Consider the following 12,558-nt stretch of genomic DNA (forward strand, 5'->3'; position numbering starts at 1 on the left):
CACCTTGCCGACCGCTCGGGCCATCTTGCCAACCGGCCCGCGACGTGTCACGCGAGGGAGTCTAAAGGCTGGGGTCGGCCTCGCGACGCGGGATGAGAGAGAGGTCGCACGACGAAGTGACACCGAACGGGAGTGCGTACCGGCTCCCGGCACACCACCGCCACGCGCCGTTTGCGCCCCCTGCGCCGGATCTTTACGTGTGGGGGTGGAGGGAGGGCGGGGGCGCGGCTCGGGGTGCCGGGGTCGAGGGTTATGGGTGGATCTATGCGCGGCCCGTCGCGGGGAGCAGCGGGACGAGCCGGTCCCAGCGGGAAATTTCGCAACCGTTGCTGCGGTCGAACGTGGCATCGACGGGGCGTCCTGCCCACGTCCCGGTGACGCGGGCGGTGGCGGCCCCGCCGTACTGCATGGTGCACATCGTGTCCCGGGGAACCGGCGCGAAGACGTCCTGTCCCCAGCGGGTCTCCCTCTCCAGTGCCTGACAGGCGCCCTCGGGGTCCGGGTGGCTCCCGCCACTCGGGTGGCACCGCACCTCGAAGGTCCCGTCGGCACCACCGCTCACATCGCTCACGGTGACGGTGAGGTGATCGGACTCGCGGCCGGCGTGCGGCCGGGGGTGCTCGCGGTGCTCGCGGTGCTCACGGTGCTCGCCCAGGAAGGGGGAGGGCGGGGCGGCGGCCGCGGGGCCGGAGAGGGAGGAGAGCGCGGCGAGGGAGGCGCCGGCGGCGAGGGCGAGCCGGGGCAGCGTAGTGCTCATGACCTGCAACATGACCTGACTAACGCCTCACGGCCGCGGATGTTGCGCGCGCCCCACCGGCGGGGAAGCCCTTTGCCCTGCGGCCCGGCTGCCTAGTACCGTGGGGGGCGATTGGTGACAGCACGCTCGACTGTGTCATCATCTGCACACACCGCTCGCGCACGCGAGAGCGGCTGTGCTGGAGGCGTCGCCTAGTCCGGTCTATGGCGCCGCACTGCTAATGCGGTTTGGGCCTTAAAGCCCATCGAGGGTTCAAATCCCTCCGCCTCCGCGCATCACCGAAGCCCCTGGTCCTCCCCGGACCGGGGCTTCGGTCGTTTCACCGCTCCGGATGGCGTTTTCGCAGGTCACAAGGGGTGCGGCTAACGGATTTCACATGGCGGCGGCAGTCATGTAATGTTCTTCCTGTCGCCGCGAGCGGGCCGGAAGGGCCGGGAGCGGCGGGAACAACAGAACAACGAACAAGCACTCGTAGCTTAACGGATAGAGCATCTGACTACGGATCAGAAGGTTGCAGGTTCGAATCCTGCCGAGTGCACACAGGTCAAAGGCCCCGGAGTAATCCGGGGCCTTTGTCGTTTCAGGGCCGTACAGCAGCGAAGTACAGCAACCGCATCAACCGGTGCCGCCCATCGCGTCCGACAGCTTGCCGATCGCGGCCCGCACTTCGTCCTCGCTCGCTTCGGCGTAGACCTCCATCGTCATGGCGATCTGGGAGTGCCGCAGGATGCGCTGCGCCACCTTGGGGTGCACCTTCAGCGCCACCAGAAGCGAGCTGCACGTGTGCCGGGTGTTCCGGAGCGGGATCACCCGCAGGCCGGCGCGACGGGCCCGCAGGGCGAACATCCGTGTCATGTTGCCCGGCTCGATCGGGGTGCCGTACTTCGTGGTGAAGACCAGATCGTGACTGTTCTGCCAGAGTTCCCCGGCAGCCTTCCGGTCCCCGATCTGCTGGGCACGGCGCATCCGCAATGCCTTGAGGCAGAGTGCCGGCAGGGGAAGGAAGTCGTCGGATTCCTCGGTCTTGGTCTCGCGGTGCAGGATCTGACGCCCGGCCCGCTGGATCTGGTGATCTACGTACAGCTCACCCCGTTCGAAGTCGACGGACTTCCACGTCAGTCCGAGGACCTCACCACGACGCAGGCCGAGGCTGAGCACCAGGACCCAGGCGGCGAAAAGGTGGTCCTCCCGTGCGGCGGAGTCGGTGAGGAACTGGCCCGCCTCAGCGACCGACCACGGCTTGATGCGGCGGCGCCGGGGCTTGGGCACCTTCACCAGGGAGGCAACGTTCTTGCTGATCTCCTCCTCGGTGACCGCGTGCGTGAGGGCAGCCCGCAAAGCGTCCCGGGCGGCCTGGATCACGCGACGGGAGGGGTATGCCTCGCAGCATTCCCCGACCGCACAACACCTCCGCCGCGAGGGCTCACGCTTCGAGTCCTTGCCCTGGGCACAGCACTGGCAGACGCCGGCCAACTTGGTCAGCCACTCGCGGACATCGCGCACCGTGAGCCGGTCGAGCCGCTTCGCACCGAGGTGGGGAACGATGTAGAGCCGCACGGACCCCTCGTACGAGACGTACGAAAGGGGAGCCAGGTTGGGCTTGACCACTGAGTCGAGCCAGTACGAAAGGAACGCGGAAACCGTCCGGTGGCGTGTGGCCACAGGGCCTCGCTTGGCCTCAGCGTGGAGGGCAAGCCACTTCTCGTGGACCTCTTCCCGGGTCTTGCCGTAGGCGTACTTGCGTGCCCTCTTGCCGTCCGGCTTGGTTACCCAGACGTAGGCCGCGTACCCGTTCTTGTACGGGTAGATCGAGCCCTCACCGTTGCCGCGCTTGCCGCTCACGCCGCCTCCTCAGCCTGCGAGACGACACGGGCCACGTACTCATCCACCCACGCCGGAAGGATGCGCCGGTTACGACCGACCTTTACCGAACGGATCTCGCCGGTAAGGACGAGCATCTTCGTCTTGGAGAGGCCGAAGTCGAGCATCTCGGCAACTTCTGCTGTGGTGTACCACTTGCGCGTGATCACAGCCGTGGTCATGTTGCGGCTCCTTCCAGGTCGAGCAGGGCGGGTAGTTCTTCGCGGGCGGTTTCGCGGTTGTGCTCGATGTCCCGGCGGATGTTGGCGGCGAGCCAGGATTCGCCGGGGGTGTGGCCGTGGCCGGCGTAGGTCCAGTGGGCGAGGGTGAGCGTGGTGGCGTCCTCGTCGTCGGGGGCGGCCAGGCCGAGGGCGGCGCGTTGCTGGGCGGCGCGGTAGTCGGCGCGGGTCTGGCGCAGTTCGCCGAGGGTGGTCGAGTAGCGGCGGGACTTCGTGGAGAAGTGGCCGCGGAAGCCGAGCATGTGAGCCCAGTCGCGGAGCTTGCGGTCCGGGTAGAGCGGGTGCAGGTCGAGGCACGCGGTGATGAGCCGGGCCGGGTGGTCGGGCACGCCGAGCAGGACGAGGGCGTCTGCGCTGCCGATGCGGCGGTCTACGGTGCCGGTGGTCTCGGCGGCCTTCGTGGCGTACTTGGCGACGTAGGAGGCGACGGCCTGTTCGGTGATGTCCTCGCCGTCGCCGAAGGCCCGGATGGGGCGTACGTCGAGCTGCGTTCCCCACGTGAGGGTTCGGGCGGGCTGGTCCCCGGACGGGGGCACGTCGACTTCCACGCGTGCGGCAGCGGCGTGGATCGCGTCGGTGAGCAGGTCGAGGGTGGCCCAGGCCGGCGGCGGATCGTCGGGCCCGTCGGGTCCGTCGAAGCGGACGACGGCATGGAAGTGCACGGCGCCGCGCTTTTGGTACTCGGCGACCTTGCCGAAGGACACCCGGGACTGCTCCTTGGCGGCTTTCTGGGTGAGGCCGGCGCGCTTGGCGATCTCGCGGCGCAGGTAGATCGTGAAGTAGCGCCACAGCTCGGAGGCGTGGTTGTTCCACAGCACGGCGCCCGCGTAGTCGTACATGTCGGGGTTGAGCGGGGTGCCCAGCTCCGGGGCGTCCTCGCCATGGCGGGTGCCGCAGCGGCAGGGCCGGTTGCCGGGCCGGTTGTGGACCGGGCCGAACGAGGGGGCGGTGAGGGTGGCGAACACCCGCGGGTGGTCCCGGATTGTCTCGGGTGTGCCTTTGGCGGGGTCGCCGACGAGGCCGGCGCGGATGAGGTGGTAGGTGTCGCCGGCGTAGGTCCAGGCGCAGGAGGGGCAGCGGGAGGCCCGCCGGTTGCCGCAGGCGAGGCGGAGCCGTCCGCCCGGCTCGACGTCGGTCGAGTAGGAGTGCAGCACCTTGCCGGTGACAGCGTCGCGGGTGACGGTCGCGCCCTGGAGGTGGATGGGGTCGGAACATCCGCCAGTACGGCGGATCTGGTCCTGGATGCGGTCGAAGCCGGTGGACCCGGCCAGCCTCAGCACGTCGGCGAGGGTGGCCGGGTCCAGGCCCGCCATGGTGGCGGTGTCGGTCACGCGGCCACCTCCAGGGCGGCGGGAACGAGGGGGCTCAGGACGGCGGCGGCCAGTGGGGCGGGTACGGCGTTGCCGATCTGCTCGAACTGCTTGGTGCGCGACCCGGCCCACGGATAGGCAGCGGGGAAGCCCTGGAGGATGGCGGCTTCCTCGACGGTCAGGCGGCGGATCGGGTGCCCATCCGCGTCGATCCAGGAGACGTCATTGAGGGCTTTGGCGAACAGCAGGGTGGGTGCGGGTTGGTCGAGGCGCCGGCGGGTGGCGGAGGGGCGGTTGCCGACGCGGAGCATCCAGGACCGGGCGCGGCCGGTCAGCGCCCAGGAGGGGCCGGTGGTGGGGAAGCGGCTTCCGCCGGTGGTGTGGTTGCCGCGCGTGATGACCTCTCCGGGCGGGCAGCCCAGGACGTCGCCCATCGTGCGCCAGGTGGGCAGGCCGTCGCCGAAGAGGTCGGCGGCGGTGCCGCCGTCGGCGTGGGTGGGCTCCGGGGGCAGCGCCGGACGCGTGCGCGAGGCGATCAGGAAGGCCCGGCGGCGGGTCTGGGCGAGGCCGAAGTCGGCGGCGTTGAGGACGCCGGTCCAGGTCGAGTATCCGGCGGCCGTGAGGGACCAGGCGGTGTGCTCGAACAGGGGCAGTACCGCGGGGACTTCTTCCAGGGCGATCCACTCGGGGTGCAGGTCGAGGGCATAGCGGAGCGGTTCGACGACAAGCAGCGACCGAGGGTCGGTGCAGGTGGCCCGTGCGGTGGTGCGGGTGTCGTGCCCGCGGGTGAGGTCGTCCAGGACCTGGTGGCACAGGGGCAGGTCGGTGTTGCCCGCGCGCAGGCCGGCGGCGCTGAAGGTCTGGCATGGGGGGGAGGCGATGAGCCCCGTGACCTTCCCGCGCAGGGGCGCGGTGGGGTGGGCGGCGACGTCGGCGCGGATCGTGGTGTGTCCGGGGGCGGCGCGGGTGGCGCACACGGCCGGGTCGATCTCGATACCAACGTCTCGCAGGCCGAGGGTACGCAGTCCCTGGGACCAGCCGCCGGGGCCGGCGAACAGGTCGAGGATGCGGCCGGGGGCGGTCATCGGGCACCGCCCTTGCGGCTCTTGCGCGGCGGGTCGGAGTGGAACCGGTGGGTGCCGAGGTCGCGTCCGTCGTGCTCGTGCCGGGTGGCGTTCGGGTTGCGGTCGTTCCAGTCCTCCGCGCACACCTTGTGGACGGGCTCACCGGCGTGGGAGCGCAGGGGGGTGGGCTTGCCGCACTGGGTGCACGGGCAGTCGCCGGCGTGGTCGTAGTGCTGTCCGGAGTTCCAGTTCAGGAGTCCCACGACCGTCACCGCCCCATCCGGGTCACGACGAACGCGGGGGCGGTGGTGCCGGTGCCCTTGCAGGCCGTGCAGGTGATGCGGAGGGTGGCGCGGGTGCCGTCCTGGTGGCGGGTGCCGGTGGTGATGGCGACGACGGGGAAGCCGTCGCAGTCGCGGCAGACGCGCGTGATCTGGGCGTGCTGAGGCATGATGAGGCTGCCCTTTCGGGTCCGTTGGATCTGGATTGGTGGAGCCGTCCGGGGCGGCGGAAACTTGGCGGTTGAGGCCGCCCCGGCCGGTGTTACTTGCTGCTCAAGTGCTTGCGCTTGGACGTGCGGTTGATCGTGTAGGTGAGCCCGCCGGTGGCGGAGAGGACCGCTACGGCGGCGCCGGCGATGACCTGGACGAGGAAGGCGACCACGAGCAGCACGGCGACCGATCCCGTGACGACGACGAGCGTCAGGACAATCGGGCCCGTGTAGGAGCGGGGGGCCTGTTGGACGATCACGACGCGTCGCAGGTCGGTGCCGGGCGGGATCTGCCGGTAGAGGTCGGCGGGGATGTGTCCGGCGCGGATCTGGTCTTCGGGGAGCTGCATGGCGTGCCTCCTTTCAGGTGCAGCGGTGGGTGCGGGCGGCGAGTTCGGCCGCCGAGCGGTCACGGTGCTCGGTGGAGAATCCGCAGTTCGGGGCGGTGCAGGCGGCGGTGTGTCGGGTCTGGCCGCGTCCGTTGTTGAACGTGCCGACCCTCACGGGGCCGATGCGGATCAGGTCGTAGAAGCGGTTCGGGCGCATGCGGGGTCATCTCCTTTCAGGCGAGTTGGGCGACGATCGCGCCGGCGAGGTCTTCGGGAACGCCGAGGCGAGCGCGCAGGGTGGCGGTGTCGATGTCCGTGCCGGTGCGGGTGCGGTGCTCGGTCGCGACCTTCCGGGCGTGGTCCACCAGCGCCGGCGGCACAGCCGAGGCCGGGGCTTGCGGGAGCGCCGGGGCAGGTTCCGGCGTCGGGATCTCCGGGGGCTGCTCAGGCTGCTCGGGTCGGTCGACCACCGGCACGGGCCGGGGCGCAGACTCACGGTCCGAGTCTGGTGCGGGGTCGGTGGGGGTGTGGGCGAGGAGGGTGCCGCCGAGGAAGGCCAGGGCGGGCCAGCCGGCGACGAGGATGCGCAGCCAGGCCGGGACGTGGTCGAGGTCGAGGAGCCCGGCGGTCGCGATGTTCGCGCCGAGCGAGGCGACCAGAGCGACCAGGAACCAGAACCAGGCCAGCTTCGAGCGCTCGGTACGAAGGCGGCGCCACACCGCGACCAAGAGCAGGTCGACGGAGACGGGGTAGGCCCACGCCTTCCATCCGGTCTGTCCGGCAGCTTCGGCGAGGTCGTGCAGGTGGGCGAAGGACAGGGCACCGGCGATCACGGCCTGAATGAGGACGGCGTCGATGCGGATCGAGCGGGACATGGCTCTTCACCTCCCCTTCGGGGTCAGGTCTGCGGGGTGACCAGCGGGGGCGTGGTGGGCATCGGCGGCACCACCTGCCGGGCCGGGGGCCGGAAGGGCTCCAGGAACGGCAGTTCCGGGGTGAGGTGGGCGAAGTCCCGGCACACGGCGGCGGCTTCGGCCGGCGTGGTCTCGGGGGTGCGGATGCGGGACCAGCCACCGGAGGTGTCACCGGCCACCGCGACACCGGGACGATCGGCCCGGATCGAGGTCGCCGCCATCACCGCGTCCGGCGCGATGTCCCCCAAGCCCATCTCGGCGGTCTGCTTGTCATTGACTCGGTGCACCACACGGCCCGTGAGCTGGGCCCGGAGGGCGGTGGCGCCCCTGCCGAGGTCGGAGCCGAAGCGCTGCCCGCAGACCTCCAGGTAGATGCCGATCGCGCGGGCCATCTGACCGAGGCGCACGAGCTGCATGACCGTCCGGTCCCGGGCCGCCTCGTCCTTCTTCGAGGTGACGAAGAACAGCTCTGCGACCTCATCGATCAGGACGACCAGCGGCACCGGCCGCAGCTTGGCCGGCAGGTCCCACACGTCCGAGACGCCGTAGAGCGCGAGGAGATCGAAGCGCTCCCCCATCTCCAGGACCAGCGCGTCTATCAGCCGCCCGGCCATGTCCGGGTCCGTCGCCAGCGCGGACAGGCGGGGCGCGTAGCGGCTCTGCTCGACACCGCGCTTGCAGTCGATGCCGATCAGCCCGACCGGCAGCTTCGCGAGGCCCTTGATCAGGTTGCGCTGGTAGACGGACTTGCCGGACTGGTTCGCGCCGAGGGTCAGCGCCATGGGAACCGCCCGGTAGTCCCGCTCGAAGACCGTGCCGTCCTCACGCAGGGCCACCGGAACCGTGAGATCACGGGGCTGTGCGGAGCGCGGGAGGCGGACCCGGCGCAGGACGTCGTAGCCCGTCATCCGCAGTTCCACATAGCCGGGCCGGGTCTCGGACACGGTGACCGACTGGACGCCGAAGGCGTGGCGCAGCCGCTCGCAGGAGGCGGCGACGTCGGCGGGCTCCAGGCCGGCCGGAAGGCGCAGGGTGATGCGCAGCCCGGTCGAGGAGGGACGGACCCGGCGGACCTTCGGCGGCACCGGGCGGACCTCGCGGCGGGCCAGGTTGCGGGTCATGAACGCCCGCAGCCCGGACGGCTGCACGGTCAGCCCGCACACCTCCATCGTGGACCGGTACGAGAAGGTGAACCGGCCCCAGGTGAGCGGCAGGCCCACCGTCGACCAGTACACGCGCGGCGCCCGGTGCTTGGCGTAGCCGAGACCGCCGGCACCCGCCAGGGCGCCCGTGGCCTCCAGTAACAGCGTCAGGTCGCTCATGGTCAGGCCGCCGCCGTGATCGCGACCGCGCGGAACGAGATCCCGTGGCGCTTCTGGCCGTTGAACTCGTTCTCCCAGTCACGGGCCTTGAGGCCGACCACCCGCACCGGCATGCCCGGGGCCAGACCCTCGGGGTAGCCGGTCTCGGGGATGGTGACCTGGTAGAGGTTGCCCTCACCCTCGTCCGAGACGAGCAGGCCCACGGTCGACAGGCCCGCACCGGTGTCCCGGTCCACGGCCCGCTCACCGGTCTTCTTGTTGGCCATCTTCGGTTCCGGCGCGGTCGCCACGAACACGGCAGCGGTGGAAAGGTCGATCTTGAAGGACGGCATTGAAACTCCCTGCTTGACGATGGAGCAGCCCAATAGAGGCCGCTCATCCTCGCTGTCCTAGGACTGCGAGCGACAAGAGAGATATTGCACCGCAGTCCTAGGACTGTCAACAGTCCTAGGACTATGTTTCACTGGACTCCGTAGAGAGGGGTTGCGTGATGGCGCCGAAGTGGCGGGAGCTGGCGGACAAGCTGGCCGAGGAGATCAAGCGGGGTGACTACCCCCCGGGCAAGCAGTTGCCGCACATCCGGGAGTTGGTCGAGGCCGGCGAAGGCTCGAAGGCGACCGTTCACGCCGCCTATAAGGCGCTGGAAGCCGAAGGTCTGGTCACCTCGTCCCGAGGACACGGCACGGTCGTTCGGCACCAAGTCCCGCTCAAGCGACTCGGCATCGCTCGGTACGACAAGGCGAAGTGGCGGGACGGCGACGAGGTGGCTTTCATCGCCGACCGTGTGGCTTCGGGGCGGGCGTACCGCCGTAATGAGCAGACCCAGACGGTCAGCCTCGTTGAAGCGCCGGCGGAGGTGGCAGACGCACACGGCCTGCCAGTGGGCGCCCCGGTCTACGCCCGCGCCCGGCTCGTCAAGGAGGGTGACCAGCCGACACATACCCTCACCAGCTACTACCGGCCCGAGCACGTTGAGGGCACGCGCATCGTTGACCCGACACCAGGTCCCGCCGGCCGGGGTGGTGGCTTTCGCGTGCTGTACGACGCGGGGTACGAGATCGATCACATGCGAGAGCGGATCTTTGCCCGCGCTGCGAAGGCTGACGAAGTGAGCCTTCTGCAACTACCGCCCGGGGAGCCGGTGGTCGAGCTGCACCGCACCACCTACACGGCGGACGGCACCGTGGTGGAGTTCGCCATCGGCGTGCACGCTGCGTCACGCTTCGCCTGGGAGTACGACTTCGAGGTACCGGACTCGGCGAAGGACAGGGAAGACCAGCAGTGATCTCTACGCAGAACTGGGCCGACACGCGACGTCTGTGGGAGTACCACCAGATGGGCCACACGCCCCGGCCCTGTTCTGTCGCGATCGGACTCGGCAGTCACGACCTGGGCGTCGCCGACACGGCAGCCGAGCTGTACGAGCGCGGCATGGCTCCGCTGATCGTGTTCACCGGCGCGACCAGCCCCACGACGCGAGAGCGCATGCCACGAGGTGAGGCCGTCCACTACCGGGAGCGGGCACTTGAGCTTGGAGTCCCCAGCTCAGCGATTCTGGTGGAGCCGCGGGCGAGGAACACCGGGGACAACATCCGCTTTTCGCGAGAGCTGTTGGAGGAGGCCGGCGTGGACGTGGCGTCGGTCTTGCTGATCAGCAAGCCGTACGAGGAGCGGCGGGCCTACGCCACGGCACGCAAGCTGTGGCCAGACGTCGAGATCGTCAGCGCGTCCAGCCCGTTGACGCTGACCGAGTACGTCGACTCCCTCGGCGATGCCCGCATGGTGATCGACATGCTCGTGGGCGCGCTACAGCGTCTCCTGGTCTACCCGGGACAGGGCTACCTGATCAGCCAGCCCGTACCTGCCGACGTGATCGAGGCGTACGAGCGCCTTTGCCGAGCCGGGTTCACGAGCCGACTCCTGACCACCGAGGCACCTTCGGCCTGACCAGGCGACAGCGAGAGCTGTTACAGATTTCTCTACCTCATCGAGAGCTGTTACAGATTTCTCTACCTCATCAAGCCCCGGCTGCGCTCCGCTCCGCCGGGCGCGCTTCCCGGCTCGGCTCCGGGCGCCGCTCCTGCCTTCGGCCCGCTCCGCCCGCGCTGCGCCGACGCGCGCCCACTGGTGGATAGGGCCGGAAGCCATGAGGCGAGCACCGCATAGAACGAAGCGCGGTCAAAGACGATGCCTCCGGCGGGGGATCGGCCGGCACCGGGATGGAGGGGGCGCCGTCGCCGACCGCGGGTCCGTAGAGGGCGTGCGCGGGGTGCTCCCATCCCGACCACCGTCGACCCAGGCAGAGCCGAGCAGACGCGGCCCAGGGGCGTCAAGGTCGTTCGTACAGTGGCGCGCTCCACCTTGACGCCCCTGAACCACGCCTGCTCCACGGTGTGTGGGTCGACGGCGGACGGGATGGGAGCCGGGGAGAGCAGTGGGAGCGGGAGTGATATTGCCGACCCCGACGAGCCGGCAGCCGGTACATCGTCGTACGCTGATAGTCCGCCTACAGGATTCGTTCGGGTGAGGAAGACGTGGCCCTCTGGACAGAGAAGCCACGATCCTGTGCAATGGCACTCCTCCGGACGGCTTCGTGCTCGACCGCGAGGGCAAAGGGAGAGGGGTGAAAGGCCGATGGCCCTCCACCCCTCACGGGTAGAACTGGCGCTAGATGGCTGCAACCATCAAACGCCTCAGCTAGGCGGTACGCGCCTGGTGCAGCGTCCGGTAGGCGGCTTCGCCCTTGCGGTCGATGCACGGCGGGAACGTGGCTCCCGCCTCATGGAAGGTCGAGACGCCGTACTGGTCGGTGTAGGTCCCGGTCGTCGGCACGCGCTGACCGGTCTTCCACTCCCCGTTGGGACCCTTCGGCCCATGTCGTCGGTTCATGTTGATTCTCTTTCTGTGAGTTGATTCGGTGAACGTCGTTGACCTGAATGCACGGAGGACCGCGACTCAGGACGAATCGACCTCTGCTACGTGCGTATGCGGAAGTGGTTGGTTCGAACTGCGAGTTCCCGGCAGCACGCAGCAGGGAGCTGTCTGTCTGCGCCCAGACGGCTCGATTTCGGGATACGCAGGACAGCCCCACTGCATGGAGTGTGGGACCTTGTGGGCTTCGAAGTAGGGGCGCGCTAGCTCTCAACGCTGCCCCCAGTTGCCCTGTGCTCCGAAGGATCACCCTGGACTGTGGAACTTAGAACCCACGATCTGTCTGGCATGCGAGCTACGAGCCCAGCCTTCAGTGCGCGCTGGTAGATCATGTTGATGGCGGACTTGGGCGCCCTCCACGCCGGATCCACCCAGCCGCGACTTTTCCATTCCTCCGTGATCTCGGGCATACGCATCGGCCGTTGGGCGTCGGCCAAGATCTGTGCGGCCCGACGTACAGAGGGGGACAGCTCCCCTCGCCTTCGAGCGCCGCGGGTCTCCTCTACGGCCGACGCGGTGGACACCTCGACGGCTGGCCCGAGTTCGAAGCTCCGGCCAGTGTCCCCGGGTTCGAAGATCTGCTTGAGCCCATACACCACCGAACGCAGGTTGCGAACACGTTCCTGCACCTCGCGAAGCTCAGCCTCAGCTTCGACGAGTTGCCGTTGCGCCACCCCCAAAGCGTCCCGAAGCGCCTGGTTCTCTCCCATGATCCTCACGGTACCACATCTGAACGAGCGCATGAGTGGCAACGTTTAAACGCAACGTTTGCGTTGAAGCCACAGTGTGCTCGGTCTGAGGCATGGTCAACCTTGGAAGTGCTGGTTCCTGCGTCCCGGATCCGGCCACCGAGGCGGTTGCTCGCCATTTCAGATATCGAACAAATGGGCGGAAGCTGTTCGTGTCGGCTCCACCCTGTTGGCTTTACGGGTGGTTCCGGGCTGAAGGGGTGCGGGGAAGTCTCGTGCATGTGGCAGGGGGCGACGTTTCACGTGAAACACCTGATTTGCCTCAAGTTCCCCTCATGCGCTACTACTTGAGATGCTTGTAGCTCAGCGGATAGAGCAGCCTTCTCGCGAAAGGCAGGTCACGGGTTCGAATCCCGTCAGGCCCACCGGGGGCGGGGACGTGCTCCGCACTCCTCGCCTCCACCAATCCCCGCACGTTGCGGTACAGCAGCGAAGTACAGCAACCGCAGAACCCTGGTCCACCCGGTACCGCTGCTGGGGAACCGTCGATAGTCCGGCTTGACCGTCATCGATCGACCTGCATAGAGCTACGGATCAGAAGGTTGCAGGTTCGAATCCTGCCGAGTGCACAGCCGATCCGAGGCCCTGTGGAG

Annotated in this window: 16 protein-coding genes and 3 tRNA genes; 5 read left to right on the forward strand and 14 right to left on the reverse strand. The window is 68.9% G+C overall.

The window, feature by feature from the left end; all coding sequences use genetic code 11:
• Positions 1 to 262: 262 nt before the first annotated feature.
• Positions 263 to 757, reverse strand: coding sequence for an SSI family serine proteinase inhibitor (locus ACZ7LV_RS34215; protein ID WP_471945236.1), 495 nt, complete (start codon positions 755 to 757; stop codon positions 263 to 265).
• Positions 758 to 937: 180 nt separating this feature from the next.
• Here ACZ7LV_RS34215 and ACZ7LV_RS34220 point away from each other — a divergent pair.
• Both ACZ7LV_RS34220 and ACZ7LV_RS34225 read left to right on the forward strand, forming a co-directional pair.
• Positions 938 to 1,028, forward strand: a tRNA-Ser gene (locus ACZ7LV_RS34220).
• A 194-nt stretch (positions 1,029 to 1,222) separates the two neighbouring features.
• Positions 1,223 to 1,295, forward strand: a tRNA-Arg gene (locus ACZ7LV_RS34225).
• 77 nt (positions 1,296 to 1,372) lie between these two features.
• Here the strand turns inward: ACZ7LV_RS34225 and ACZ7LV_RS34230 are convergent.
• The 11 genes from ACZ7LV_RS34230 to ACZ7LV_RS34280 form a co-directional block, all read right to left on the reverse strand.
• Complete coding sequence (locus ACZ7LV_RS34230) at positions 1,373 to 2,599, reverse strand: site-specific integrase (protein ID WP_471945238.1); 1,227 nt, start codon at positions 2,597 to 2,599, stop codon at positions 1,373 to 1,375.
• The gene (locus tag ACZ7LV_RS34235) at positions 2,596 to 2,799 is read right to left on the reverse strand and encodes a helix-turn-helix domain-containing protein (RefSeq protein ID WP_070388538.1); all 204 of its coding nucleotides are present in this window, start codon (positions 2,797 to 2,799) and stop codon (positions 2,596 to 2,598) included. Before ACZ7LV_RS34235 ends, ACZ7LV_RS34230 begins: the two co-directional genes overlap by 4 nt.
• On the reverse strand, positions 2,796 to 4,187 hold the full coding sequence (repSA, locus tag ACZ7LV_RS34240; RefSeq protein ID WP_471945240.1) for a replication initiator protein RepSA: 1,392 nt from the start codon (positions 4,185 to 4,187) through the stop codon (positions 2,796 to 2,798). Before repSA ends, ACZ7LV_RS34235 begins: the two co-directional genes overlap by 4 nt.
• Entirely contained in the window at positions 4,184 to 5,251 is a 1,068-nt protein-coding gene (locus ACZ7LV_RS34245; protein WP_471945242.1) for a DNA cytosine methyltransferase, read from the reverse strand. The genes repSA and ACZ7LV_RS34245 overlap by 4 nt, the downstream gene beginning before the upstream one ends.
• Positions 5,248 to 5,493 (reverse strand): hypothetical protein, encoded by a 246-nt coding sequence (locus ACZ7LV_RS34250; protein WP_386119057.1) that lies wholly within the window; start codon positions 5,491 to 5,493, stop codon positions 5,248 to 5,250. The genes ACZ7LV_RS34245 and ACZ7LV_RS34250 overlap by 4 nt, the downstream gene beginning before the upstream one ends.
• A 5-nt stretch (positions 5,494 to 5,498) precedes the next feature.
• A complete protein-coding gene (locus ACZ7LV_RS34255) occupies positions 5,499 to 5,681 on the reverse strand; it encodes a hypothetical protein (protein ID WP_355469287.1) in 183 nt (60 codons plus the stop codon).
• Positions 5,682 to 5,773: 92 nt separating this feature from the next.
• The gene (locus ACZ7LV_RS34260) at positions 5,774 to 6,070 is read right to left on the reverse strand and encodes a hypothetical protein (protein ID WP_355469289.1); all 297 of its coding nucleotides are present in this window, start codon (positions 6,068 to 6,070) and stop codon (positions 5,774 to 5,776) included.
• 13 nt (positions 6,071 to 6,083) lie between these two features.
• On the reverse strand, positions 6,084 to 6,266 hold the full coding sequence (locus ACZ7LV_RS34265) for a mobile element transfer protein (protein ID WP_125494957.1): 183 nt from the start codon (positions 6,264 to 6,266) through the stop codon (positions 6,084 to 6,086).
• A 16-nt stretch (positions 6,267 to 6,282) separates the two neighbouring features.
• Entirely contained in the window at positions 6,283 to 6,924 is a 642-nt protein-coding gene (locus tag ACZ7LV_RS34270) for a DUF2637 domain-containing protein (RefSeq protein ID WP_471945245.1), read from the reverse strand.
• Positions 6,925 to 6,947: 23 nt separating this feature from the next.
• Entirely contained in the window at positions 6,948 to 8,285 is a 1,338-nt protein-coding gene (locus ACZ7LV_RS34275; protein WP_471945247.1) for an FtsK/SpoIIIE domain-containing protein, read from the reverse strand.
• 2 nt (positions 8,286 to 8,287) lie between these two features.
• A complete protein-coding gene (locus ACZ7LV_RS34280; protein WP_471945248.1) occupies positions 8,288 to 8,617 on the reverse strand; it encodes an SCO3933 family regulatory protein in 330 nt (109 codons plus the stop codon).
• A 158-nt stretch (positions 8,618 to 8,775) separates the two neighbouring features.
• Here ACZ7LV_RS34280 and ACZ7LV_RS34285 point away from each other — a divergent pair, with 158 nt between their 5' ends.
• The gene (locus tag ACZ7LV_RS34285) at positions 8,776 to 9,570 is read left to right on the forward strand and encodes a GntR family transcriptional regulator (protein ID WP_228951651.1); all 795 of its coding nucleotides are present in this window, start codon (positions 8,776 to 8,778) and stop codon (positions 9,568 to 9,570) included.
• Positions 9,567 to 10,232 carry a YdcF family protein gene (locus ACZ7LV_RS34290; RefSeq protein ID WP_471945249.1) on the forward strand — a complete coding sequence of 222 codons (666 nt, stop codon included), beginning with the start codon at positions 9,567 to 9,569 and terminating at the stop codon, positions 10,230 to 10,232. Before ACZ7LV_RS34285 ends, ACZ7LV_RS34290 begins: the two co-directional genes overlap by 4 nt.
• 750 nt (positions 10,233 to 10,982) lie before the next feature.
• Here the strand turns inward: ACZ7LV_RS34290 and ACZ7LV_RS34295 are convergent.
• Both ACZ7LV_RS34295 and ACZ7LV_RS34300 read right to left on the reverse strand, forming a co-directional pair.
• Positions 10,983 to 11,174, reverse strand: coding sequence for a hypothetical protein (locus tag ACZ7LV_RS34295; protein ID WP_471945251.1), 192 nt, complete (start codon positions 11,172 to 11,174; stop codon positions 10,983 to 10,985).
• Positions 11,175 to 11,419: 245 nt separating this feature from the next.
• Positions 11,420 to 11,926, reverse strand: coding sequence for a hypothetical protein (locus tag ACZ7LV_RS34300; protein WP_471945253.1), 507 nt, complete (start codon positions 11,924 to 11,926; stop codon positions 11,420 to 11,422).
• Between the two features lie 330 nt (positions 11,927 to 12,256).
• Between ACZ7LV_RS34300 and ACZ7LV_RS34305 the strand changes: the two genes are divergently transcribed.
• Positions 12,257 to 12,330 (forward strand) — tRNA-Ala (locus ACZ7LV_RS34305).
• Positions 12,331 to 12,558 lie beyond the last annotated feature (228 nt).

Source organism: Streptomyces sp. NPDC107562 (assembly GCF_055657325.1).

Excerpts from the sequence above, each read along its gene's own strand:
- ACZ7LV_RS34215 (WP_471945236.1), bottom strand. The coding sequence starts at position 757 with ATGAGCACTACGCTGCCCCGGCTCGCCCTCGCCGCCGGCGCCTCCCTC.
- ACZ7LV_RS34235 (WP_070388538.1), bottom strand. The coding sequence starts at position 2,799 with ATGACCACGGCTGTGATCACGCGCAAGTGGTACACCACAGCAGAAGTT.
- ACZ7LV_RS34245 (WP_471945242.1), bottom strand. The coding sequence starts at position 5,251 with ATGACCGCCCCCGGCCGCATCCTCGACCTGTTCGCCGGCCCCGGCGGC.
- ACZ7LV_RS34255 (WP_355469287.1), bottom strand. The coding sequence starts at position 5,681 with ATGCCTCAGCACGCCCAGATCACGCGCGTCTGCCGCGACTGCGACGGC.
- ACZ7LV_RS34260 (WP_355469289.1), bottom strand. The coding sequence starts at position 6,070 with ATGCAGCTCCCCGAAGACCAGATCCGCGCCGGACACATCCCCGCCGAC.
- ACZ7LV_RS34265 (WP_125494957.1), bottom strand. The coding sequence starts at position 6,266 with ATGCGCCCGAACCGCTTCTACGACCTGATCCGCATCGGCCCCGTGAGG.
- ACZ7LV_RS34270 (WP_471945245.1), bottom strand. The coding sequence starts at position 6,924 with ATGTCCCGCTCGATCCGCATCGACGCCGTCCTCATTCAGGCCGTGATC.
- ACZ7LV_RS34275 (WP_471945247.1), bottom strand. The coding sequence starts at position 8,285 with ATGAGCGACCTGACGCTGTTACTGGAGGCCACGGGCGCCCTGGCGGGT.
- ACZ7LV_RS34280 (WP_471945248.1), bottom strand. The coding sequence starts at position 8,617 with ATGCCGTCCTTCAAGATCGACCTTTCCACCGCTGCCGTGTTCGTGGCG.
- ACZ7LV_RS34285 (WP_228951651.1), top strand. The coding sequence starts at position 8,776 with ATGGCGCCGAAGTGGCGGGAGCTGGCGGACAAGCTGGCCGAGGAGATC.
- ACZ7LV_RS34295 (WP_471945251.1), bottom strand. The coding sequence starts at position 11,174 with ATGAACCGACGACATGGGCCGAAGGGTCCCAACGGGGAGTGGAAGACC.
- ACZ7LV_RS34300 (WP_471945253.1), bottom strand. The coding sequence starts at position 11,926 with ATGGGAGAGAACCAGGCGCTTCGGGACGCTTTGGGGGTGGCGCAACGG.